Raw genomic sequence first — 22,430 nt, forward strand, 5'->3', positions numbered from 1 at the left:
TGCTGCGCCTGCTACCATGGCGCCCCTTTTTCGCCTGCCTGGCGCAATACCAGCAGGCTGCCCGCTGCCGCTGCCACGCCTCGCCTGCCCTCGGCGCAGCGGTGCCGCGCGCGCGTTTTTCCAGGAGCCCTGCATGACCTCGCTTCGCCCTCGCCTGCCCCTGAGCCTGCTCAGCCTTGGCCTTGCTCTGCACAGCGGGCAGGCCCTCGCTGACGGCGTGACCCTGGCGCCGTTGCAGGTGACCGATGTTTCCGCCAGCGACGGTTATCAGGTGCGCCAGGCGCAGGTCGGCGGCTGGCAGCCAGCGGCGCTGCTCGACACCCCGGCCTCGATCAGCGTGTTCAGCCAGCAACTGCTGGAAGACCGCCAGGTGCGCAAGCTCAGCGAAGTGCTGCAAAGCGATGCCTCGGTGGGCGAAAGCTATGCGCCGATTGGCTACTACGAAAATTTCAACGTGCGCGGCTTCGAGCTCAATGCTGCCAGCAGCTACAAGATCAACGGCCAGACCATCGCCGGCGAGCAGAACGTCGCACTGGAGAACAAGCAGCAGGTGGAACTGCTCAAGGGCTTGTCGGGTTTGCAGAGTGGCCTCTCCGAGCCGGGCGGCCTGATCAATTACGTGACCAAACGCGCCGCCGATGTGCGCAGCGTCAGCGTCTCGACCAACGAACACGGCGAGCGCTATCTGGCCACTGACGTTGGCGGCTGGTTCGGCAGCGAGCGCCAGTTCGGCCTGCGCGCCAACCTCGCCCACGAGGACATTCGCTCGTATGTCGACCACGCCGACGGCAAGCGTGATTTTGCCTCGTTGGCGTTTGACTGGCAGATCAGCAGCAACGCCACCTTGCAGGTGGACGCCGAGTATCAGCACCGCGAGCAGCGCTCAGTGCCGGGTTATCAGCTGCTTGGTGGCAGCACAGTGCCGCATGGGGTCGATCCGAGTGATCGGCTTGCTTATCAGCAATGGGCCAAGCCCGTGCAGAACGATTCGCTGAACCTTGGCGGGCGCTTCGAGTACCGCTTCAATGACGACTGGAGCGGCACGCTGAGTGCTTCGCGCAGCAAGGTGGTGATCGACGATTACAGTGCGTTTGCCTGGGGTTCGAGCGAAGGCGCGTTCTTTGCCGGCAATGGCGATTACGACATCTATGACTACCGCAGCCCGGACGACACCCGTCGTACCGATGAGGCGCAGGCAATGCTCAATGGTCGCTTCGATGCCCTGGGCCTCGGCCACGAATTGACCGTAGGTGCCAGTGCGCAACGCCGTACCCTCGACCAACGCCCGTACTACAACGAATGGCTCGGCAGCGGCAATATCGATACCGGCGCGCCGCCACTGGAACCGTCGAGCAAGGCCGTTGGCGCCAGCGAGCGCCGCCTCGACAGCCGCCAATACGGTGTGTTCTTCAGCGACCGCATCACCTTCAACGAGCAGTGGCAAACCGTGCTCGGTGCCCGCGAAGTGCGCCTGGATGAGAAGACTTGGGACGAGACTGGCATTGCGGGCCGCCACACGCAGCAGTATCAACTGCTGCCAAACGCCGCGCTGATCTACAAGCCGCAGCCTGACACCACCGTCTACGCCAGCTACTCCAAAGGCCTTTCGGCCGGGGGCACGGCACCGTGGTTCACCAGCAACCTCGGCCAAATCCTCGCCCCGACGCTCTCAAGGCAACTGGAACTGGGCATCAAGCATGACTGGCAAGGCATGAGCTTCAGCGCTGCGCTGTTCCAGATCCGCCAGGCCTACCAGTACGCTCGCCCTGAGGTCGGTGGCTTTACCTACGTCCAGCAAGGCCAGCAAAAAAACACCGGCCTGGAGCTCGGCGCCAGCGGTTGGGCCACCTCGAAGTTGCAACTCCAAGCCAGCGTCGCAGCTATTCGCGCGCGGGTCGAAGACAGCGGCACCGACGCTTACGAAGGCCACCAGGCGATCAACGTGCCGAAGGTGCGCGCCGCGCTGCACGCCGAATACACCCTACCGGTGCCCGGCCTGGCCCTGCTCGGCGGCGCCCGTTACAGCGCCAGCAAGTACGCCAGCCAGGCCGGTAACGTCGAAGTCGGCGGCTACACCGTATTCGATCTCGGCAGCCGCTACCGCACAGCCATCGGCGGCTATGACACGGTACTGCGCCTGACCGTCGACAACCTGTTCGACAAACGTTACTGGCGCGACACCGGTGATTATCTGGGCGACAACTATCTGTTCCAGGGCGCCCCGCGTACGGCTCGGTTGTCGGCTTCGGTGAGTTTTTAACCCAGCGTCGACCTGCATGCGGTCATCAACCGCGTGCAGGTGAAGTACAGCCCGCCAAACCGCGCCCAATACAAAAAGCCCCCGAACTTTTCAGTTCGAGGGCTTCTCGTAGAATGTGGCGGTGAAGAAGGGATTTGAACCCTTGATACGATTTCTCGTATACACACTTTCCAGGCGTGCTCCTTCGACCACTCGGACACTTCACCGTTTCTCTTCAAGCTATTCAGCCTGTCGAGGCGCGCTAATTTAGTCGAAGAGTCGGGTGTTGGCAAGCGCTTTTTTCAGAATTTTCATGCGCTTAAGCAAACCCGAGGATCGCTGCAGGGGCCGATGGCAAAGCTGCCATTGTACCCGGCGCTTTTCCCGCGCAACGGCGGCCACGGCCGCAACCCGTGGCCGCGATGGCCGCAGCTGACTGGCCGGTCAGCCTTGCTGCTTTACCTGCGCAGCTGCGCTGGGTAACGTCATCGCCACGCCACTTAAAGGACTCTGCCATGAACGAGCTGATCACTTACCACGCCGAAGACGGCATCGCCACGTTGACCCTGAACAACGGCAAGGTCAACGCCATCTCGCCAGACCTGATCACCGAATTCAACGCCGCCCTTGATCGTGCGGTAGTGGAGCGCGCTGTGGTGATCATCACCGGTCAGCCCGGCATTCTCTCCGGCGGCTACGACCTCAAGGTAATGACCTCGGGCCCACAGCAGGCGGTCTCGCTGGTCACCGCAGGCTCGACCCTGGCCCGCCGCCTGCTCGCGCACCCATTCCCGGTGATCGTCGCCTGCCCCGGCCATGCCGTGGCCAAGGGGGCGTTCCTGCTGTTGTCGGCCGACTACCGCATCGGCGTCGAAGGGCAGTACAAGATCGGCCTCAACGAAGTCGCCATCGGCATGACCATGCACCACGCCGGCATCGAACTGGCCCGCGACCGCCTGCGCCGCTCGGCCTTCCACCGCTCGGTGATCAACGCCGAGATGTTCGACCCGCAGGCGGCCCGCGAAGCTGGCTTCCTCGATGCGGTGGTGCCTGCCGAGCAATTGCTTGAAGCCGCCACCAGCGCAGCCCATACGCTGAAAAAACTGAACATGAATGCGCACAAGAAAACCAAGCTGAAAGTGCGCAAGGACCTGCTCAATGCGCTCGACGAAGCGATCATCCTCGACCAGGACTTTGCCCTCTGAGCCCGCGCCGAGGTTGCCTGCGCGGCGCAGACCGACCAAGCTGTCCGACATAGTCAACCGAACAAGCGGACAGCCATGGGTCGAGTCGTCGCAGCGGCGGTGTACAGCGCCGGAAGAAAGGTCACCAACATCAGCATCGACGAGGGCAGTGAGTGGGCGAAAAAGCCCGGCCACTTCGTCTGGATCGGCCTGGAAGCGCCCAGCGCCGAAGAGCTGGCCAGCCTGCAGTGCCAGTTCAACCTGCATGAGCTGGCCATCGAGGACGCGCTGGAGAAACACAGCCGGCCCAAGCTGGAAACCTTCGGCGATGCGCTGTTCATCGTCACCTATTCGCCGGTGCGGCAGGACGGCAAGCTGGAATTCATCGAAACGCACATCTTTGCCGGCAACGGCTACATCATCACCTGCCGCAACGGCCACTCCAAATCCTACGCGCTGGTGCGCCAGCGCTGCGAAGCCCGACCGTTGCTGCTCGATCACGGTGAAGACTTCGTGCTGTATGCCCTGCTCGACTTCGTCACCGAGAATTACCAGCCAGTCAGCGAAGCGATCCACGGCGAGATCGAGGAGCTGGAACAGAGCGTGCTCAGCAGTTCGCTGATGGAAGACGACATCCGCCGCCTGCACAGCCTGCGCCGCGACATCCTGCGCCTGCGCCGCTACGTGGCGCCGATGGTGGAAATCAGCGAAGAGCTGCAGCGGCTGAGCTTCCCCTTCATCGACAAAAACATGCGCCCGTATTTTCGCGACGTGCAGATCCACGTCACCCGGCAGATGGAAGACCTGGTGAGCATTCGCGATATCGCCAGCCAGACCATCGAGATCGGCATGCTGCTGGAGTCGTCACGCCAGAGCATTACCCAGCGCAAGTTCGCCGCGTGGGCAGCGATCCTGGCGTTCCCAACGGCGATTGCCGGGATCTACGGGATGAATTTCCAGAATATGCCCGAGCTAAGCTGGCACTACGGCTACTTTGCCGTGCTGAGCGTGATCGGCCTCGGCTGCACCGGGCTGTTCGCCAGTTTCAAGCGCTCGGGTTGGTTGTAGCGGGATAAGCAGGAGCCGCGCTGGCAGCTCCTGACAACTGCCTCAGGCGGCGCCTTCCTTGGCGCTCGATGCGTGCGCAACAAAGCGCAGCATCCACTCGCCAACCAGATCGCCTTGGTGCTCCAGCTTGAGGCTGGCAATGGCGCGCTGGTAAACCTCGTCCCCCAAATGCTCCTGGCGGGCATCGAGCAGTGCCCGCGAGTAATCATGGACAAACTCAGGATGGCCCTGAAAGCACAGCACCTGATCGCCCACATGGTAGGCAGCGTTCGGGCAGAAATCGCTTGAAGCAATCACCGTGGCGCCTTTGGGCAGCTGAGTGACCTGATCCTGGTGGCTGATCAGCAGGGTCAACTCGGTTACCTGCGGGTCCATCCATGGCGCATGCGCAGCCAGGGTGTAGCGGTGCACGCCCACGCCCCAGCCACGGTCGGCACGTTCGGCCTTGCCGCCGAGCACCAGCGCCAGCAGTTGGTGGCCAAAGCACACACCGAGCAACTTGTCACCACGCTCGTACAGCTTGAGCAGGTACGCCTTGAGGGTCTGGATCCACGGATCATCGCCGAATGAGTCGGCCTTGCTGCCGGTCACCAGATACGCATCGAAGCGCTCGCCCTCGGGGGGATAGTCGCCGTTCATCACGTTGTACACACGAAACTCGGCCTGGTTGACCGACTGACGCAAGAACAGCTGCTCGAACATCCTGCCGTAACCCTGGTACTGCGCCGTCAGCTCTGGCCGCAGGACGTCGGTTTCAAGGATGCAGATGCGTAACGACATAGCGATAGTCCTGAACGACACAAGGAGGGTTTGGCTGTAGAGACTGCCGCGAAAGACACGTACAAGCAAGTAGGCTGTACTGACGAACGGTAAGGGGTGTCACCCTTGGTAACCCCCATCGCGCAGCGGTCTAGCCCAGACATATCGGGCTGCTGGCAAGTGGCCTTAAATGAAACTTGAATGACAAAGCCCGCACTTAGAACAAAGGGTTCTCAAACATGCATAACCTACACCCTACTGTTGGATGTATACCCAAAAGCAGGAGGTCAGCAGAACCGGCGTGTAGCCACGCCGCTGTGATCGACCCGACCCGGCAAAGGGAAGCCAACGGCTATTCAGGAATAACAACAAGAAGGCGGTCCGCCATGTTCAGACAATCAAAAGTACGCCAAGCCGGACTCATATTGTTCGCTACCACCTTGCTGCTGATCTTGCCGAACCTTTCTCGGCTGTTTGGCTGACAGCTTGTGTGGCTATTTCAGACACTGCGTAGGTAATCTGCCGATCTCACCGGTTGGAGATTACCTATGCGCATCACCTTCGCCCTGCTGGCACTGCTGCTCAGCCTGCCCGTGGCTGCGGCGCAGCTGAACCTTGAGCTGGGTGAGCGCACGCGCCATTGGCAAACTGCTGAGCTGCTTGCCCATCCGCAGGCACGTGATATCGACATTCCGGCAGACGTCGCCTACAAGCGGCCCATGCATTACCGCGTAGTGCCCTTGGCTGTGTTGCTCGAGGGCGTGCAGCCAGGCGAACACCTGCAGGCCATTGCGCTGGATGGCTTTGCTGCCGAGATGCCCGCTGCGCCGCTGTTGGCCAATGGCCCCGCGCAGGCGTGGCTGGCGGTAGAGGACAGCGCCAAGCCATGGCCCGCACTGGGTAAAGACCAGCCGAGCGCCGGGCCATTCTATCTGGTCTGGAGCAACCCTAAGGCCAGTGCCATCCGCCCGGAGCAATGGCCCTTCCAGATCGCCACCATTCGCCGCCTGGCAGCGGTCGAGCAACGCTTCCCGGCACTTCTGCCCGAAGCCGGCCTGCCCAGTGACGACCCGGTACGCCAGGGCTTTGCCCTGTATCAACAGAACTGCATGGCCTGCCACCGCCTCAATGGCGCCGGTGATGCGCAGTTCGGCCCGGAGCTGAATCGCCCCTACAATCCTACCGAGTACTTCCAGCCGGCGTTTTTGCGCAAATACATTCGCGACCCACAAAGCTTGCGCCAGTGGTCGCAGGCAAAAATGCCTGGCTTTGCCGAAAGTGTATTGAGTGAACAGGAACTGGACGCGCTGCTGGCGTACCTGACGCACATGAGCAAGCGCAAAGGGTGAGCCGCAGGTAGAGCCATTCGCGAGCGCACTCGCGAATGGCCATGGCACTTAAGCGGTTTGCCGCTCGTGCTTGACGCCCCAGCCTTCGACTTCGCCACCGAGGGGCGAAACCACCCCCTCGAAGGCCTCTTCGAAGGCACCGATGCCGCGGTAGGTTGCATACATGATCTTGCTCAACTCAAGGTTCCAGCCGCCATCATCACGTTCTCGTACCTGAGCATTCAACGACTCGCCACGAAACCGCCCGGCCGCCTGGCGGGCGCCGCTTTCATCTGGAAATACCGCATAGAACTCGATGGGGTGGATCTGGGTGAAGTCAAAACCGCCAGCTTTCATCTGGCGCAGGACATTGCTGCTGATGTCGTCGTTCTGGCTGCTCATGAATCGTCCTCCTGAATAATGCAATGGATAGACTTTCCGTGCACTACGCACTTGCCGGCGCCGGGAAGGGCCGCAAACAAGCCGAGCTGATCGAGCTGATGCAAGACGCGAAGAAAACCGCGTCGGCCCGCAGAAGAGGCCGATGCGTGAGACTAGCGTAGTGCTTATCGCAGTACTACGCCAGAGGGGCTGCTCAAGGCAGTTCGCGGATGTCGCTGATGGTTACGCCGTTCTGCTCCTTGAGCCAGCGTGCCGTCGGCGCGTCGCTACGGTCCTGGAAGTCATTCAAATCCAGTTCATTCAAAAGCGGAAAAAGCTTGGTGCGTATTGCGCGTGCCGCCTCTTCATCACTGGGACGCTGATCGCCGGTAAGCAGCAGCGTCGTCGGTTCACCTTTCTGGTCGGCAAAGATGACTTCCCACTCTTTCATCGAATAACCCTCGGTGGATACGGAATTGACTGACATCCGTTCTAGCTTGACCACTGGCTGCAGAAGTTGTTCAGCGCGCTCGCCAGGCGCACATGAAAAAGGGCCCGCCGGTTACCCGGCGAGCCCTTCACGGTGCCTCAGCGCGCCCTATTTGGGCGTGCCGTGGACCACGCCTGCGGTGTTGTCGAGCAGGCTCTTGGTAGCGGTCTGGATGTAGGCTTCGAGGTTTTTCAGCAGTTCGGGCTGATCCGGGCTTTCGATCAGTTCGGCCTTGAACTCGCTGCCCAGCTGGTAGCGATACATGCGCGGGGTCATGTCCTTGGACTCGATCAAAATCCGGTCGCCCTTGACCAGGCCGACGATCTGCTCGCTACCCGATGGCTTGATCATGCCCATGCCCTGGTCGCCTTCCGGCAGGTTGAGCAGGTCACGGCCCCAGCACTGATGACGGGTCTGACCACCCAGGCGGCCCATGATGGTCGGCACGATGTCGACCTGGGTGCCGACGGTGTGGTCGACCGCGCCGAACTTCTCCTGGATGCCCGGACCGATCAACAGCAGCGGCACGTTGAAGCGGCCCAGATCGAGCTCGGTGACCTGTTGATGGTTACCAAAGCCGTGGTCGCCAACGATGACGAACAGGGTCTCCTTGAAGTACGGCTCTTTACGCGCCTTCTCGAAGAACTGGCCCAGCGCCCAGTCGGAATAACGCATGGCGGTCAGGTGCTCGTCGAGACGGCCCTGGCCGGTCACAGGCTCAACCGGCAGGTCTTTGGGCAGCGCGTACGGCGTGTGGTTGGAAAGCGTCTGCAGCAAGGCGTAGAACGGTTTCTTGCCGTAGTTTTTTGCCAGCTCTTCGGCACCACGGTCGAACATGTCCTGGTCGGACACACCCCAGGTTGGATCGGAGAACACCGGATTGACGAAGTCGTTACGGCCGATAAAGGTGGTCATGCCCTGGTTGCCGAAGAAACCGGACTGGTTGTCCCAGGCAAAGTCGCCGTTGTAGACGTACACATCGTCGTAGTCGCGGGCACTGAGCAGCGCCGGCAGGCCGGACAGTTTGTGGCCGCCCTCAGGGGTCTGCATCAGGTATTCGAAGCCCGGCAGGTTGGGGAAGCACGCCATGGTGGCAAACATGCCCTGATGGGTATGGGTGCCGTTGGAGAAGAAGCGGTCGAACAGCAGACCCTCCTTGGCCAGCTTGTCGAAGTACGGCGTGATGTTGTTGGGGCTGCCCAGCGCGCCCACCGAGTGACCGGCAAAGCTCTCCATCAGGATCACCACGACGTTCTTGATCGGCAGGGTGCGCTCGGCTGGCGGTACGAAATCACGGCGGATCGCAGCTTCGTCGGCATCGACCAGGGTGTCGTGCGGCGTCAGCAGCAGGTCACGCACAGTTTGCTGTGCCACTTGCTGATCGAGCACCGGCTTCCAGACATTGGCGCGATCTTCGCCGAAACGGCTCTTGGCAGCGTCGATCAGGGTCAGGGTGCCATTGAGGCCCAGCTGGTTGATGAAGTTGGAGTCGGTGGTGAAGGCGTCGCCCCAGCGCATCGGCGGGCCTTGGCGCAGGGTGCCACGGGCGGCAATCACGGCAATCAGCAGGATCACCATGAATACGGCCAGGCGGTAATACCAGGCCACAGGCGGGCGCGGGTTGCCGTGCAGCGCGCCGCTGGCAGGCCGGGTCAGCCGATCGATGCCTTTGAACAACAGGCTCAGCAGCCAGGTGCCGATCACCCAGGCGAGCAGATAGCGCACCACCGGGAAGCCGTACCAGAGCATGCTCAGGACGGTTTTCGGGTCTTCCTTGACGTACTGGAACACCAGTCCGTTGAGGCGCTGGTGGAACTCGCGATAGAAGTCCAGCTCCATCAGGCCAAGGAACATGACCACGCTCGAGGCGATCGTCAGCCACACGCGGAATACACCACGTGCTGCCATCGCGGCCGGGCTGAGGATCGCCAGCAGCAGCGGGATGCTCAGGTACACCACCACCCGCAGGTCGAAGCGCAGGCCATTGAGGAAGCCCTCGGCAACCGTGGAATACGGCGTATCGCCGATCATGTCGCTGTTGTAGACCAGCAGGCCAAGGCGTACCAGGCTGAGCATCAGCATGATGACCAGGCCGCAGAGCAAGGTGTAGGCCAGGTGCGATTGCAGGGTTGGCGCGGAACGAACCGGCACGGCCCGTTGTTTCAAGGCATCCGTGTTAGCCATGAATGGGGAGATCCTAGGAGTTTGCGGGAAGGCGACAGCGCCCATAAGCCCTGCCAGCGGTCGTGGCGATAGGGCAAACGCGGCATTGTGCGGCGCGGATTCTGGTTAATCCAGTGTGAAAATTGTGTCACGAAACAGCGACTGTGCAGTCAGCTCCGCGCTGGCACGGGGCTGACTGCCGCCAAGCGGGTCAGACGCGCACGTTGCCGCGCGGCCCGGCGATGGCCCAGATGATCAGGCCCACTACTGGCAGCACCAGAATCAGCAGGATCCAGAGCAATTTACTGCCCGTGGACCCGCCGCTTTTGACCACATTGATGATCGCCCAGATATCCAGGGCAAGAATAATCAGGCCGATCAGGCCGTTGAATGTCGATCCCATGCAGGTACTCCCCATAAAGTCATGTCCGGTGAGCATAGTCGCCTATCACGTCGATAGAAGGGAATCCTTGGCGAGCAGGCGCGGTCACTGCTTAGACTGCTTCATCCATTGCCCAGAGGTTCGCATGCCCCCCGCTCACACCGACAGCGCCGTCGACAGCCCGACCGTTTCCCGCCTGTTCAGTAGTCTGCGCCAGCATGCGCAGGCGTCGCCGTGGCTGAGCTTCGGCCTGGGGGTGGCCTTGCTGGCCATCCTCGGCTTGCTCGGCGCCAGCATGTGGAATGCGGTCAATGGCGATCACTCGGAGAACCTGCACCTGGCCGTCCTAGGTGGCCTCGCCGGCTTTGGCGCGACGGCGCTGGGCGCGGTATTGGCGGTGGTGCTGCGCGATGTCAGCTCGCGTAGCCAGGATGTGATGCTCGGCTTTGCCGCCGGCATGATGCTCGCGGCCAGTTCGTTCTCGTTGATTCTGCCGGGGCTGGAAGCAGCCCGGGAAATTACCGGCAACGGCGCAGCAGCAGCACTGACCGTGGTGGTCGGCATGGGCCTGGGCGTGTTGCTGATGCTCGGCCTGGACCGCTTCACCCCGCATGAGCACGAAACCGTCGGCCGGCAAGGGCCGGAGGCCGAGCGGATAAATCGGGTGTGGCTGTTTGTGCTGGCGATCACCCTGCACAACCTGCCCGAGGGCATGGCCATCGGCGTCAGTTTCACCAATGGCGACATGGCTGTCGGCCTGCCGCTGACCAGCGCCATTGCCATTCAGGATATCCCCGAAGGCCTGGCAGTCGCCCTGGCCCTGCGCGCGACCGGGCTGTCGAACTTCAAAGCGGCGCTGGTTGCTGTCGGCTCGGGCTTGATGGAACCGCTAGGCGCGGTGATCGGCCTGGGCATCTCTACCGGCTTTGCCCTGGCCTACCCGATCAGCATGGGCCTGGCGGCTGGCGCGATGATCTTTGTGGTGTCCCACGAAGTGATCCCCGAAACCCACCGCAATGGCCACCAGACTTCGGCAACGCTGGGCTTGATGGGCGGCTTTGCGGTGATGATGTTTCTCGATACCGCGCTGGGCTAACCCCGGCGCGCGATCCCCGGCTCAGACGTGGACGGCGACCTTCAAGGCTTCCAGTGCCGGCTCGACCTTGATATTCAGTTGCTGGCCCAGCTCCAGCACCCGCGCCAGGTCATGCTGGCCAACCATGACCATCTGCAGCTCCTCGTCCAGTAACTGGCTGAAGTTGAGCAGTACATAGCCGCCGGCCTCCTTGTTCAAGGCAGCCATCTGCACCTGAATGCGGTTGAGCGCAGTCAGCGCCTCGGTCTTGGCCAGTTGCTTGGGCTTGAGGTTGAGGGCGACGCTACTGTCGAACGACTCGCTGATCGCCTGGAACAACTCCTGATAGCTGTCACCGATGAACACCACCGTCTCCGGCAAGCTGCCGAGCACGATCCACTCGCCCAGCGGCATCGGGTAGCTGTCGTCGTAGTTGATGTCTGGGTTGGCAGCGAGGAATGCGGCGGGGTCGGCGTAGGCCTGAGCGGCCTCGTCGGCAATGCGCTCGATCTCGTCATCGGGCATGCAGCCGGCACCGATGAGGCTGATGAATTCGCGCAGTTGGTCTTTCATGTGGGGGCTCTGCAAGGTGAAAAATGTCACCAAGGATAGCCGCAAACGCCCCCTGAGGGTTAGCCGGCGAGCGCCTGCAAGCGTGCTGCGGTGTCGGCCGCACCCATGGTCTGCGCTGCTGCCAGGGCGTTGGCACCGCGCACATCCTGGCGTACCGGGTCTGCGCCCTTGGCCAGCAGGAACTCAAGAATTTCGCTGCGGTTGAACATTGCCGCCAGCATCAACGCCGTACGCCCGTCGGCAGCGGCGGCATCCACCGGTACCCCATGCTCGATCAGCAGCTCGATCATCGGCAGGTCACCCTTGAACGCCGCGCCAGCAATCGGCAACTGGCCGTTGTCGTTGGCAATCAGCGGATCGGCGCCGTGCTCGAGCAGCACGCGCACGGCCTGATGATGGCCGTGGTAGCTGGCAAGCATCAGCAGGGTATCGCCCTTGTGGTTACGCAGGTTGACCGGCAGGCCGCTGTCGAGCAGGCGCCCTAACATGTCGGCGTCGCCACGCCGGGCGCGGTCGAACACCTCGTCGGCAAATGCGGCTGCTTCATCGTCATTCATGGTGGCGGGCTGTTGGTCGGACATCTGTAACCTCCTGGCAAAATGGATGGCCCAAGTGTTGGTGAGGCACTGCCAGTGGGTCAAAGGTTCAGATTCTATGGGGGCAAGAGGCTGCGGCTATTACCTTGCAAAATGCACTGTGCAAATTGCATGACCTTGCACACTGCACGAGGCGCAAAATCAATAATAGGTTCAAGCTGCTGATTTTAAAGGGGTTTTTTACATGGCAAAAGCTGGCACGGTCACTGCAACCATCAACTCAACGTCTGCACACACATTCAGCCAGGAGTTGATATGGACCTTATTCAGCAAAAATTCGCCTCGGTCTTTTCCGCCTACTCGGTCAACACTCAGCCACGCCCTGACGGCGGTATCCTGCTGACCCTGCGTGCTGCCGATGGCAAAGTTACCCGCCGTGTCCTGACCTACGGTCAAATGCACAGTGCCGAGCAGCTGTCGTGGGCCATCAGCGCTATCCGCCGCGACCTGGCTGAACAAGCCAGCGAACTGCCGATGATCAACATGCTGCAAAGCCAGCAGCGCTTTGCACTGCCGACTTATCGTTAAGCAAAAAGCACCTGCGCGAAGCTGATTCTGTACAGCCTGTTCAGGCCTTACAGGAGCAGCCTTGCAGCGCTGGCGAGGGCGCAATCCTCGCCAGCACTACCCTTCAGAGTTCGTCCATCCCCAAAAATTCCCTTGCTGCCGGATCCCCGGTGAATTGTGCTTGCACGCCTTGCTGATCGCGGAACAATCGCGCCGCCAGGCAAAACGGCGAGTTACCCAGATCAATCCAGCGTTGCGTCTGTGCCGGCACGTGCAATACATCGCCCTTCTCACATACCACCGCAAAAACAAATTCGCCTAGACGCAGAGCCATTTGAGCACGTCCGCTGATCACGGCGAACAGCTCGTCGCTGCTGTGCACATGCTCGTCGCGCAGGTCGATCTGCGACTCGATGGCACCTGCCTGATTGAGCAGGCTGACCGCGCTGAAACCGTTGGCGGTCAGCAACTGATCGAGCCGCTCACGCCAGGCATCGAGCACCTGATCATCCGGCGTACCCGGACGAATACGTACATCTGCAGGTTGCCGGGCAAAATGCACGCCGTGTTCGGCCAAGGTGGCGGTGATGTCGTCGTGGTGGGTCAGAACCTTGTTCGGCTGGCCGGGGCTGGAGGGGTGGAAAACACTGAGGATGCTCATCAGGGGCTGTTCCTGCTATCGGTCATTCGAGTGGCAATGATACCGGCTGCGGCAAAGGCTGCGACGCTGGCCATACCAAAGGTGAAGTTGGGGCCCAACAGGTTCCAGCTGTAGCCCGCATACAACGCGCCAAGCGCGCCGCCAGTGCCGGACAGCGCCGCATACAGCGCCTGGCCCTGGCCTTGCTGGCGGGCGCCGAAGCTGGCCTGGACGAAGGCGATCGAGGCGGCATGGAAGCAGCCGAAGGTGGCCGCGTGGAGCAACTGCGAAACGATCAGCACGCCAGCATGGTCGGCCAGACTACCTAACAGCAGCCAGCGCAAGCCCGCCAAAACAAAGCTGACCAGCAGCACCTGGCGCACCGAAAAGCGCGCGAACAGCCGGCTCATGGCCATGAACATCAGCACTTCCGCAACAACCCCGAGTGCCCACAGCAAACCGATGCTGCCGCGGCTGTAACCCAGATGCTCCAGGTGCAGGGTGAGGAAGGTGTAGTACGGGCCGTGGCTGAGCTGCATCAACGCCACGCACAGATAAAAGGCAATCACCCCTGGCGCCAGCAGCTGGCGACCGAATCCCCCTGCCCTGCTGCGTTCGGCGTTCTCCACCGGCTGGGCGTTAGGCACCCACAGGCTGGCGCCGAAAATCCCGGCCATGATCGCCACCAGCGCCAGCGGGTAGATATCCAGGCTCAGCCATTCGAACAACTGGCCCAGTCCCACCACCGCCAGAATAAAGCCGATCGAGCCCCACAGCCGTACCTGGCTGTAGCGCGAGGTCTGGCCATGTAGGTGGGCCAGCGTAATCACCTCGAACTGCGGCAATACCGCGTGCCAGAAGAACGCATGCAGGGCCATCACCAGCGCCAGCCAGGCGTAGCTCTTGCCGAAGAAGATCAACGAGAAACTGGCCAGGGTCGCCAGCGCGCCGAGGCGCACGATCAACAGCCGCTGACCGCTGCGATCACCCAGCCAACCCCACAGGTTGGGCGCCACGCAGCGCATCAGCATGGGGATCGCGACCAACTCGCCAATCCGCGCCGGAGAAAATCCCAGATGATCGAAATACAGCGCCAGAAACGGCGCAGTAGAGCCGAGCAATGCGAAGTAACAGAGGTAGAAACTGGACAGGCGCCAGTACGGGATGGGCGGCATGGGCGGGGTCGTCATGTACTGCCGTTGGCGGCCCGCACGCAGGCCGCCCGTGGCGAGCGAAATTTACAGCTGGCGCAGGACCGGCGTCGTTACCTGCACATTGGCGTTTTGCGCGCGGTGGCGCAGCAGATGGTCCATCAGCACCAGGGCCATCATCGCCTCGGCGATCGGCGTGGCGCGGATGCCAACGCACGGGTCATGGCGACCCTTGGTGATGACCTCCACCGGATTGCCATGGATATCGATCGACTGGCCTGGGGTGGTGATGCTCGAGGTCGGCTTCAAGGCCAGGTGGGCGACAATCGGCTGGCCCGAGGAGATCCCGCCGAGAATGCCGCCGGCATTGTTGCTGAGGAAGCCTTGCGGGGTCAGCTCGTCACGGTGCTCGGTGCCGCGCTGGGCGACGCTGGCAAAGCCGGCGCCGATTTCCACGCCTTTGACCGCGTTGATGCTCATCAGCGCGTGGGCAAGTTCGGCATCGAGGCGATCGAAGATCGGCTCGCCCAGGCCAGGCATGACGCCTTCGGCAACCACGGTGATCTTGGCCCCGACCGAGTCCTGGTCGCGGCGCAGCTGGTCCATGTAGGCCTCGAGCTCCGGTACCTTGTCCGGGTCGGGGCTGAAGAAGGCGTTGTCTTCGACGCTGTCCCAGGTCTTGAACGGGATTTCGATCGGGCCGAGCTGGCTCATGTAGCCACGCACGGTGATGCCAAGGCCGGCCAGGTATTTCTTGGCGATGGCACCTGCCGCTACACGCATGGCCGTTTCGCGGGCCGAGCTGCGCCCGCCACCACGGTAATCACGCTCACCGTATTTGTGGTGATAGGTGTAGTCAGCGTGGGCCGGGCGGAACAGGTCCTTGATCGCCGAGTAGTCCTTGGACTTCTGGTCAGTGTTGCGGATCAGCAGGCCGATCGAGCAGCCGGTGGTGCGCCCTTCGAACACGCCGGAGAGGATTTCGACTTCGTCCGGCTCCTGGCGCTGGGTGGTGTGACGGCTGGTGCCAGGCTTGCGCCGGTCGAGGTCGCGCTGCAGGTCGGCCTGGGAAATTTCCAGACCTGGCGGACACCCATCGACAATGGCGACCAACGCCGGGCCATGGCTTTCGCCAGCGGTGGTAACAGTGAACAGCTTGCCGTAGGTATTGCCGGACATGGACGCTCCGCGAAATCAGCCTGAATGGGGTGCAGCGGGCAGTATACGGAAAGCAGCCGCCTTGCGACGAGTCTGCGGGCTGATTTGTTGCCTGCAGCCGCCAGAACCTTCGTCAGAGCGCTGGGTCAAACCGTCAACTCACTACGAAGCCCTGCCCATGCTGCGCCTCACCGCCCTGCTCGTGCTGCTGTGCAGCACCCTCGCCAATGCCGCCGCCCCGACCGTTCTGCAACGCCCGATCGAACTCGATACTGGCCATGGCGTGCTGTACGGCAGCCTGCTGTTGCCACAACAGGACACCCCGCCGCCGGTGGTGCTGATCATTGCCGGCTCCGGGCCGACCGACCGCGATGGCAACAACCCGGCGGGCGGGCGCATCGACAACCTCAAGCGGCTGGCCTTGCTACTGGCCGGCGAACACATCGCCAGCGTGCGCTTCGACAAGCGTGGCGTGGCCGCCAGCCAGCCGGCGACTCCAGACGAACGCAACCTCAGCGTCGAGGCATATGTGGCCGATACCGTGGCCTGGGCGCACAAGCTCAAGGCCGACCCGCGCTTCGGCCCGCTGATTCTGCTCGGCCACAGCGAGGGCGCGCTGATTGCCACCCTGGCCGCTGAACAAGCCGGCGCCAGCGCCGTGATCAGCCTGTCCGGCAGCGGTCGTCCGGTAGCCGAAGTCATCCGCGAACAACTGGCCCAGCGCCTGGCGCCGGCGCAACTGGCCCAGGGCACCGCATTGCTCGACAGCCTGCAGGCCGGGCAGACCAGCCTCAACGTACCGGTGCCACTGCGCCAGGTGTTCCGCCCGACCGTGCAGCCGTACTTGATCTCGCTGCTGCGTCAAGACCCGGCCGCAGCGTTCGCCCAACTCAAGGTGCCGGCGCTGATCATCCAGGGCCGCAACGACGTGCAGGTGGATGTGGCCGACGCCGAGCTGCTCAAGGCGGCCAAGCCCGATGCGCAACTGGTGTTGATCGATGGCATGAACCACACCCTGCGCATCAGCCCGCGGGACATCAGTGGCCAACGGGAAACCTACCAGAATCCAGAGCTGCCGCTGGCGCGCGAACTTGGCCAGCGGATCGTCGCTTTTATCCGGCAATTGCCACCAGCCTGAGTAGATCGCCCTCAGGTCTTGCCTGCGTCTGCCGATAAGCAGGCATTGGCCCGCGTTTGACTGGCCGACCCCGATTCGAGGACGACCGTGATGACCGATGCCCCAGCCGCCGAAGCGACCGCAGAGCCGCAAGCCCCGGAGAGCGCCCCGCTGCCTTGGGCGGATCTGGCCGCCGAGCACTTCCAGTTGCTGCGCCTGGCGCCATTGCCCACCGACCGCCACACCGGCCCGCGACCGCTGCGTTTTGTGCAGTTTGGCTATGCCGAGCGCCACAGCAAAGAGCACAGCCTGCTGCGCATGCAGATCACCCTGCCGGGACAAAAGGTGCGCAAAGAGCAGAATCAGCTCGACATCCGCGTCGATCACCAGCTGCAACGGGTGTCGATTGGCAGCGAAAACGGGCTGCAGATGGAGCCGCTCAACCGCGGCCTGGGCCGGTTTCTGTTCGCCCAGGCGGTGCAGTGGCTGCAGGCCAACTGGTCGCACTACCAGATCGAGACGGTGGCACTGCCAAACAAGGACGCACTCAACGAAGACACCCGCCTGCGCCGCGACAATGTGCTGCGCTGCGTCGGTGTTGAAGTCGAGTACGTAGAAGGGCAACTGCTCAAAGGGCGCACGCCCGCGCTTGCCGTCAGCCAGCTCAAGGGTGGCTGGAACACCGAGAAAGTCCAGCGGGTGGACATCCTCGAATCGGCCGGCATGCTGCAACAGGCCGAGCAGACCTTGCTGGAGAAAGAAGCTCAGATCCGCGAGCGGGATGAACGCGTGGCCAAGTACCGTCGCGAAGACGGCGGGCTGCGCTTCACCATCACCTGCCTGGTGGCCTTTGCGGTGTTCCAGGCAGGCCTGCTGATCTGGATCGCTACACGCTGATCGGCTAGCCAGGCGGGGCCGTTTTCCAGCCCTTCGCGGGCAAGCCCGCTCCCACAGGTTACGGCGGCGCTGCAAAATCCTGTGGGAGTGGGCTTGCCCGCGAAGGGCCGCAAAGCGGCCCCAAAACAATCAAATCAGACCCGCGCCTGGAACAGCTCCTGGTGCTGACGGCACTGCTCGGCAGTCAGCATGAACACGCCATGGCCGCCCCGCTCGAACTCAAGCCAGGTGAAGTCGACCTCGGGGTACAGCGCCTCGACGTGGACCTGGCTGTTGCCCACTTCGACAATCAGCAAGCCCTTGTCGGTCAGGTGCTCGGCCGCTTCGGCGAGCATGCGCCGCACCAGGTCCAGGCCATCGTTGCCGCAGGCCAGGCCCAACTCAGGCTCGTGGTGATATTCGGCCGGCATGTCGGCGAAGTCTTCGGCATCGACATACGGCGGGTTGGACAGGATCAGGTCGAAGCGCTGCCCCGGCAGACCGGCGAAACCATCGCCCTGCACGGTGAACACGCGCTGATCGAGGCCATGCCGTTCGATGTTCTGGTTGGCCACTTCGAGAGCGTCGAAGGACAGGTCGGCCAGCACCACCTCGGCCTCGGGGAACACGTCAGCCGCGACGATACCAATGCAGCCAGAGCCGGTGCACAGGTCGAGAATGCGCGCAGGCTCCTGCGCCAGCCATGGCTCGAAGCGCTTTTCCAGCAGCTCGCCAATCGGCGAACGCGGCACCAGCACGCGCTCATCGACAATGAACGACATACCACAGAACCACGCTTCGCCGAGCAGGTAAGCGGTCGGCACGCGGTCTTCGATGCGGCGCTTGAGCAGGTGCAGCAGGCGCACGCGCTCATCGTCTTCCAGGCGGCAGTCGAGGTAGCTGTCGGCGATTTCCCACGGCAGATGCACCGAGCCCAGCACCAGCAGGCGGGCTTCGTCCCAGGCATTGTCGGCACCGTGGCCGAAGAACAGCTCGTTCTCGTGGAAGCGGCTGACCGCCCAGCGAATATGGTCGCGCAGAGTGCGCAGGCGTGAAGTGATCACGGGGGACTCCTTTTCAGACAGCCTGAAAGTCTAACAGGCCCACCCGCTGAAATGTTCCACCAACGCCCTGCCGGTGGGACAGATGCCAGTAATTGCATCGCTTGCAATGTCAACCATTCCCATTGGTCGCCAAGCAGGGGACAATAGCCCGACAAAAGCCCTGCTCAAGGAGCCCTTGATGTCTGTTCCAACCACGATGTTCCGCCTCAGCGGCCGCGACTATCCGCCGGCCAAGCTGGGCAACGCCAGCCTGATCATCATCGATGCGCAGAAGGAGTACCTCAGTGGTCCCCTGCAACTGTCGGGCATGGACGAGGCCGTGGCCAACATCGCCAGGTTGCTCGACGCGGCGCGCAAGGCTGGCCGGCCGATCATCCATGTGCGCCACCTGGGCACCGTTGGCGGCCTGTTCGATCCACAAGGCCCGCGCGGCGAGTTCATCGAAGGCTTGGAGCCACGCGGTGACGAGATCGTCATCGAAAAGCGCATGCCCAATGCCTTCAAGAACACCTCGCTGCACGAAACCCTGCAGAACAAGGGCCATCTGGACCTGATCGTGTGCGGCTTCATGAGCCATTCCAGCGTCAGCACCACGGTGCGCCGCGCCAAGGACTATGGTTATCGTTGCACGCTGGTCGAAGATGCCTCCGCCACGCGCGATCTGGCGTTCAAGGACACGGTCATTCCAGCGGCACAGATTCACCAGGGCGAAATGGCCGTGATGGCCGACAACTTTGCCTGTGTTGCACCGACTGCCAGCCTGGTCTGAGCACGGTTAGGCGCCTGCCGGGCGGGCGGAACCGGGTGACTGCAGGTGGGTCGAATGGCCGATAGCGCAGAGGAAATCCGCAATGAAGCTTTCTGACAGTTTCGACGCCAAGCGCCTGCGCTCGCGCCCGCCGCGCAACTGGACGGCGCGGTTGGGCGCTGGCCTGTCTGTGCTGATCGCGACCTTGGGCATCCTGTTGATGATGGCCGGGTTTGCCGGTTTGCTGGGCAACTATGCAGCGCTGGCGGATTTGAATGCCAACCGGCCGCTGGCAGCGACCGTGCTGGGTGGCGGCGTGTTGTTGCTGTGGCTGGGGGTTTGGTTGTGGCGGCGCAGCCGGATCAGGTTGCGCCGTGGCCGTGAATTGAACATTGCCCCGCACTTGATGAAGAAGCACGACTGACGTTCCTCGGGGCCGCTTTGCGCCCCTTTCGCGACACAAGGCCGCTCCTACAGCGACCGCGTCAGGCTGGGTAGACGCAGCCCCTGTAGGAGCGGCCTCGTGTCGCGAAAGGCCAGCAAAGCTGGCCCCAGCTGCCTCCCGCTGATCCGCAGACTCGCGTAAACTCCCCGGCCCACGTGGAGGCCTGCATGCAAGACGATGACTTTTCCCTGTTCCATGCCGAAGTGCGCGGCGTAAAGCCGATCAAGCATGACCGCGCCGAGGTCGGCAAAGCCAAGCCTGACCGCAAGCAGCTGGCCGGCCTGCGCCAGTCCGCCACGGTACGCAGTGATCAGCCGCTGGTGGTTGACGGCATGTCTGACCAGTTCGTCATCGACGTAGCCGCCGAAGACGAGCTGTCATGGCGCCGCGATGGCGTGCAGGAAAGCCAGCTGCGCAAGCTCAAGCTCGGCCAGATCGCCTTTGAAGGCAGCATCGACCTGCACGGCATGAGCGTCGAGAAAGCCCGCGAGATCCTCTGGGCGTTTCTCGCCGAAGCCACCAAGCTGGAAGTGCGCTGCGTGCGTGTGACCCACGGCAAGGCTGCGCGCCTGGACGGCAAGCGGCCGATGATCAAGAGTCACGTCAATACCTGGCTGCGCCAACACCCTCAGGTACTCGGCTTCACCTCATGCCAGGCGCGCCACGGCGGCACTGGCGCGGTATACGTGATTCTGAAACGAACCATGCTCGACGGCCGCGACGAATAACGCCGCGCTTGCAGCGCCGTCGTTGCCGCCGTACCCTTGCGTATTTGCGTTTACTCCCACAGGTAGATCCATGTCCCTGGAACAGAACTACACCGAGATCCTCAGCCAGATTGGCGAGGACGTCTCCCGCGAAGGCCTGCTCGACACGCCAAAGCGGGCCGCAAAGGCCATGCAGTACCTTTGCCGCGGTTATCAACAGACCCTGGAAGAGGTCACCAACGGCGCGCTGTTCACCTCCGACAACAGCGAGATGGTGTTGGTGCGGGACATCGAGCTGTATTCGATGTGTGAACACCACATGCTGCCGTTCATTGGCAAGGCGCATGTAGCCTACCTGCCCAAGGGTAAAGTGATCGGCCTGTCCAAGGTCGCGCGGATCGTCGACATGTACGCCCGCCGCCTGCAGATCCAGGAAAACCTCAGCCGCCAGATCGCCGAGGCGATCGAGAAGGTCACTGGCGCTGCCGGCGTGGCCGTGGTTATCGAGGCCAAGCACATGTGCATGATGATGCGCGGCGTCGAAAAGCAGAATTCGAGCATGATCACTTCGGTGATGCTCGGTGAGTTCCGCGCCAATGCCGCGACTCGCAGCGAGTTTCTCAGCCTGATCAAGTGATCGGCTGGTGATCCCGAACCGACCCTGATGGGTCGGTTTTTTATTTGTTCAGGAGTTGCCCATGATCGTCAAAGCCCTGCGGGTCGGCCTCGGCCAGCTTATCGTGTTCGGTGACTTGATCAGCCGCCCAGCCAAGCGCAAGCGCAATGCCGCGGCCCAGGCTGCGGTCGAGCAGCAGGCCAAGGGCCTGGCTTTGTACCAGTTTCATGCCTGCCCGTTCTGCGTGAAGACCCGGCGTAACCTGCATCGGTTGAACGTGCCGGTGGCGCTGCGCGATGCCAAGAACGACCCGCTGCATCGCCAGGCGCTGCTCGAAGGCGGCGGCCGAGTCAAAGTACCGTGCCTGCGCATCGAAGAAGCCGGAGAAGTGACCTGGATGTATGAGTCCAAGGCAATCATTGCTTATCTGGATCAGCGCTTCGGTACCGCCTGAGAATGCCGGGGCTGCTTTGCAGCCCCACCTACGCCGCCCTCACTCCCCCATCGGCACATGCCGTGGGTGCTCAGCCACCCGCGCCAACCACTCGCGCACCGCAGGGTAGCCAGCCAGGTCAAAGCCGCCCTGATGCGCCACGTGGGTGTAGGCATACAGCGCCACATCGGCAATCGAATACTGCTCGCCGACCAGGTATGGGGTCATCTCCAGCTGCTTGTTCATCACCTTGAGCGCCTTGTAGCCGCCCTTGTGCAAGCCTTTGTATTCTTCCAGGCGGTCATCCGGCAGGCCCAGGTAGTACTGAATGAACCGCGCCACGGCGATGTACGGCTCATGGCTGTACTGCTCGAAGAACTGCCACTGCAACACTTGCGTTCGCAGGCGCGGCTCGGTCGGCAGGAACTCGCTGCCATCGGCGAGGAAGTTGAGAATCGCGTTCGACTCCCACAGGCAGGTGCCGTCTTCAAGCTCGAGCACCGGCACCTTGCCGTTAGGGTTCTTGGCGAGAAACGCCGGGGTTTCGGTCTCGCCTTTGAGAATGTCCACCGGGTGCCATTCAAATTCATGCCCGAGCAGGTTCAGCATCAGCTTGACCTTGTAGCAGTTGCCCGATTTGTAATCGCCGTAAACCTTGTACATCGCCCCTTCCCCTCTGCGCAGTTGTCGACCGTGGGCCAATAGTTGGCGACTGTACGGCTAAAAGCAA

The 22,430-nt window shown here is 62.4% G+C and carries 25 protein-coding genes and 1 tRNA gene; 13 read left to right on the plus strand and 13 right to left on the minus strand.

The window, feature by feature from the left end; translation table 11 throughout:
* Positions 1–133: 133 nt before the first annotated feature.
* Positions 134–2,260 (plus strand): TonB-dependent siderophore receptor, encoded by a 2,127-nt coding sequence (locus tag CXQ80_RS17090; RefSeq protein ID WP_101321580.1) that lies wholly within the window; start codon positions 134–136, stop codon positions 2,258–2,260.
* Between the two features lie 116 nt (positions 2,261–2,376).
* Here CXQ80_RS17090 and CXQ80_RS17095 read toward each other — a convergent pair.
* Positions 2,377–2,466 (minus strand) — tRNA-Ser (locus CXQ80_RS17095).
* Between the two features lie 288 nt (positions 2,467–2,754).
* Between CXQ80_RS17095 and CXQ80_RS17100 the strand changes: the two genes are divergently transcribed.
* The gene (locus CXQ80_RS17100; protein WP_101321581.1) at positions 2,755–3,444 is read left to right on the plus strand and encodes a crotonase/enoyl-CoA hydratase family protein; all 690 of its coding nucleotides are present in this window, start codon (positions 2,755–2,757) and stop codon (positions 3,442–3,444) included.
* A 75-nt stretch (positions 3,445–3,519) separates the two neighbouring features.
* Positions 3,520–4,491, plus strand: coding sequence for a magnesium and cobalt transport protein CorA (locus CXQ80_RS17105; protein WP_101321582.1), 972 nt, complete (start codon positions 3,520–3,522; stop codon positions 4,489–4,491).
* A 42-nt stretch (positions 4,492–4,533) separates the two neighbouring features.
* Here the strand turns inward: CXQ80_RS17105 and CXQ80_RS17110 are convergent, their stop codons facing one another.
* On the minus strand, positions 4,534–5,271 hold the full coding sequence (locus CXQ80_RS17110; RefSeq protein WP_101321583.1) for an amidotransferase: 738 nt from the start codon (positions 5,269–5,271) through the stop codon (positions 4,534–4,536).
* A gap of 527 nt (positions 5,272–5,798) precedes the next feature.
* Between CXQ80_RS17110 and CXQ80_RS17115 the strand changes: the two genes are divergently transcribed.
* Positions 5,799–6,599 carry a cytochrome c gene (locus CXQ80_RS17115; protein WP_101321584.1) on the plus strand — a complete coding sequence of 267 codons (801 nt, stop codon included), beginning with the start codon at positions 5,799–5,801 and terminating at the stop codon, positions 6,597–6,599.
* 48 nt (positions 6,600–6,647) lie between these two features.
* On the opposite strand, the gene CXQ80_RS17120 is transcribed toward CXQ80_RS17115, so the two are convergent.
* From CXQ80_RS17120 to CXQ80_RS17135, 4 genes are all read right to left on the minus strand, one after another.
* Positions 6,648–6,980, minus strand: coding sequence for a ribonuclease E inhibitor RraB (locus CXQ80_RS17120; protein ID WP_101321585.1), 333 nt, complete (start codon positions 6,978–6,980; stop codon positions 6,648–6,650).
* 193 nt (positions 6,981–7,173) lie between these two features.
* A complete protein-coding gene (locus CXQ80_RS17125) occupies positions 7,174–7,410 on the minus strand; it encodes a hypothetical protein (protein ID WP_101321586.1) in 237 nt (78 codons plus the stop codon).
* A 147-nt stretch (positions 7,411–7,557) separates the two neighbouring features.
* On the minus strand, positions 7,558–9,633 hold the full coding sequence (locus CXQ80_RS17130) for an LTA synthase family protein (RefSeq protein WP_101321587.1): 2,076 nt from the start codon (positions 9,631–9,633) through the stop codon (positions 7,558–7,560).
* A 190-nt stretch (positions 9,634–9,823) separates the two neighbouring features.
* Positions 9,824–10,015, minus strand: a complete 192-nt coding sequence (locus tag CXQ80_RS17135) for a PLDc N-terminal domain-containing protein (protein ID WP_101321588.1) — start codon at positions 10,013–10,015, stop codon at positions 9,824–9,826.
* Positions 10,016–10,139: 124 nt separating this feature from the next.
* On the opposite strand from CXQ80_RS17135, the gene CXQ80_RS17140 reads away from it, so the two are divergent.
* A complete protein-coding gene (locus CXQ80_RS17140; RefSeq protein WP_101321589.1) occupies positions 10,140–11,090 on the plus strand; it encodes a ZIP family metal transporter in 951 nt (316 codons plus the stop codon).
* A gap of 21 nt (positions 11,091–11,111) precedes the next feature.
* Here CXQ80_RS17140 and CXQ80_RS17145 read toward each other — a convergent pair whose 3' ends face one another.
* Complete coding sequence (locus CXQ80_RS17145) at positions 11,112–11,642, minus strand: hypothetical protein (protein WP_101321590.1); 531 nt, start codon at positions 11,640–11,642, stop codon at positions 11,112–11,114.
* Positions 11,643–11,701: 59 nt separating this feature from the next.
* Positions 11,702–12,223 carry an ankyrin repeat domain-containing protein gene (locus CXQ80_RS17150; protein ID WP_101321591.1) on the minus strand — a complete coding sequence of 174 codons (522 nt, stop codon included), beginning with the start codon at positions 12,221–12,223 and terminating at the stop codon, positions 11,702–11,704.
* 270 nt (positions 12,224–12,493) lie between these two features.
* Between CXQ80_RS17150 and CXQ80_RS17155 the strand changes: the two genes are divergently transcribed.
* Positions 12,494–12,766, plus strand: a complete 273-nt coding sequence (locus CXQ80_RS17155; protein ID WP_101321592.1) for a DUF3509 domain-containing protein — start codon at positions 12,494–12,496, stop codon at positions 12,764–12,766.
* A 103-nt stretch (positions 12,767–12,869) separates the two neighbouring features.
* Here CXQ80_RS17155 and CXQ80_RS17160 read toward each other — a convergent pair whose 3' ends face one another.
* The 3 genes from CXQ80_RS17160 to aroC form a co-directional block, all read right to left on the minus strand.
* Positions 12,870–13,406 (minus strand): oxidase, encoded by a 537-nt coding sequence (locus CXQ80_RS17160; protein WP_101321593.1) that lies wholly within the window; start codon positions 13,404–13,406, stop codon positions 12,870–12,872.
* Complete coding sequence (locus tag CXQ80_RS17165) at positions 13,406–14,560, minus strand: MFS transporter (protein ID WP_101321594.1); 1,155 nt, start codon at positions 14,558–14,560, stop codon at positions 13,406–13,408. The genes CXQ80_RS17160 and CXQ80_RS17165 overlap by 1 nt, the downstream gene beginning before the upstream one ends.
* A gap of 63 nt (positions 14,561–14,623) precedes the next feature.
* Entirely contained in the window at positions 14,624–15,715 is a 1,092-nt protein-coding gene (gene aroC, locus CXQ80_RS17170; RefSeq protein WP_101321595.1) for a chorismate synthase, read from the minus strand.
* 157 nt (positions 15,716–15,872) lie between these two features.
* Here aroC and CXQ80_RS17175 point away from each other — a divergent pair, with 157 nt between their 5' ends.
* Positions 15,873–16,832, plus strand: a complete 960-nt coding sequence (locus CXQ80_RS17175) for an alpha/beta hydrolase (RefSeq protein WP_101321596.1) — start codon at positions 15,873–15,875, stop codon at positions 16,830–16,832.
* Between the two features lie 90 nt (positions 16,833–16,922).
* Entirely contained in the window at positions 16,923–17,708 is a 786-nt protein-coding gene (locus tag CXQ80_RS17180; protein WP_101321597.1) for a hypothetical protein, read from the plus strand.
* Between the two features lie 134 nt (positions 17,709–17,842).
* On the opposite strand, the gene prmB is transcribed toward CXQ80_RS17180, so the two are convergent.
* Entirely contained in the window at positions 17,843–18,751 is a 909-nt protein-coding gene (gene prmB, locus CXQ80_RS17185) for a 50S ribosomal protein L3 N(5)-glutamine methyltransferase (RefSeq protein WP_101321598.1), read from the minus strand.
* 178 nt (positions 18,752–18,929) lie between these two features.
* Here prmB and CXQ80_RS17190 point away from each other — a divergent pair, with 178 nt between their 5' ends.
* The 5 genes from CXQ80_RS17190 to CXQ80_RS17210 all read left to right on the plus strand — a co-directional run bounded on the left by CXQ80_RS17190 (position 18,930) and on the right by CXQ80_RS17210 (position 21,721).
* Positions 18,930–19,520 carry a cysteine hydrolase family protein gene (locus CXQ80_RS17190; protein ID WP_101321599.1) on the plus strand — a complete coding sequence of 197 codons (591 nt, stop codon included), beginning with the start codon at positions 18,930–18,932 and terminating at the stop codon, positions 19,518–19,520.
* Between the two features lie 82 nt (positions 19,521–19,602).
* On the plus strand, positions 19,603–19,923 hold the full coding sequence (locus tag CXQ80_RS17195) for a hypothetical protein (RefSeq protein WP_101321600.1): 321 nt from the start codon (positions 19,603–19,605) through the stop codon (positions 19,921–19,923).
* Between the two features lie 188 nt (positions 19,924–20,111).
* Positions 20,112–20,672, plus strand: a complete 561-nt coding sequence (locus CXQ80_RS17200) for a Smr/MutS family protein (protein WP_101321601.1) — start codon at positions 20,112–20,114, stop codon at positions 20,670–20,672.
* 70 nt (positions 20,673–20,742) lie between these two features.
* Positions 20,743–21,288, plus strand: coding sequence for a GTP cyclohydrolase I FolE (gene folE / locus CXQ80_RS17205; RefSeq protein WP_101321602.1), 546 nt, complete (start codon positions 20,743–20,745; stop codon positions 21,286–21,288).
* Between the two features lie 61 nt (positions 21,289–21,349).
* Entirely contained in the window at positions 21,350–21,721 is a 372-nt protein-coding gene (locus CXQ80_RS17210; RefSeq protein WP_101321603.1) for a glutaredoxin, read from the plus strand.
* 39 nt (positions 21,722–21,760) lie between these two features.
* On the opposite strand, the gene CXQ80_RS17215 is transcribed toward CXQ80_RS17210, so the two are convergent.
* Complete coding sequence (locus CXQ80_RS17215) at positions 21,761–22,363, minus strand: glutathione S-transferase family protein (RefSeq protein WP_101321604.1); 603 nt, start codon at positions 22,361–22,363, stop codon at positions 21,761–21,763.
* Between the last annotated feature and the right edge of the window lie 67 nt (positions 22,364–22,430).

This window comes from Pseudomonas sp. 02C 26 (assembly GCF_002843585.1).
Taxonomy (GTDB): Bacteria; Pseudomonadota; Gammaproteobacteria; order Pseudomonadales; family Pseudomonadaceae; genus Aquipseudomonas; species Aquipseudomonas shirazensis.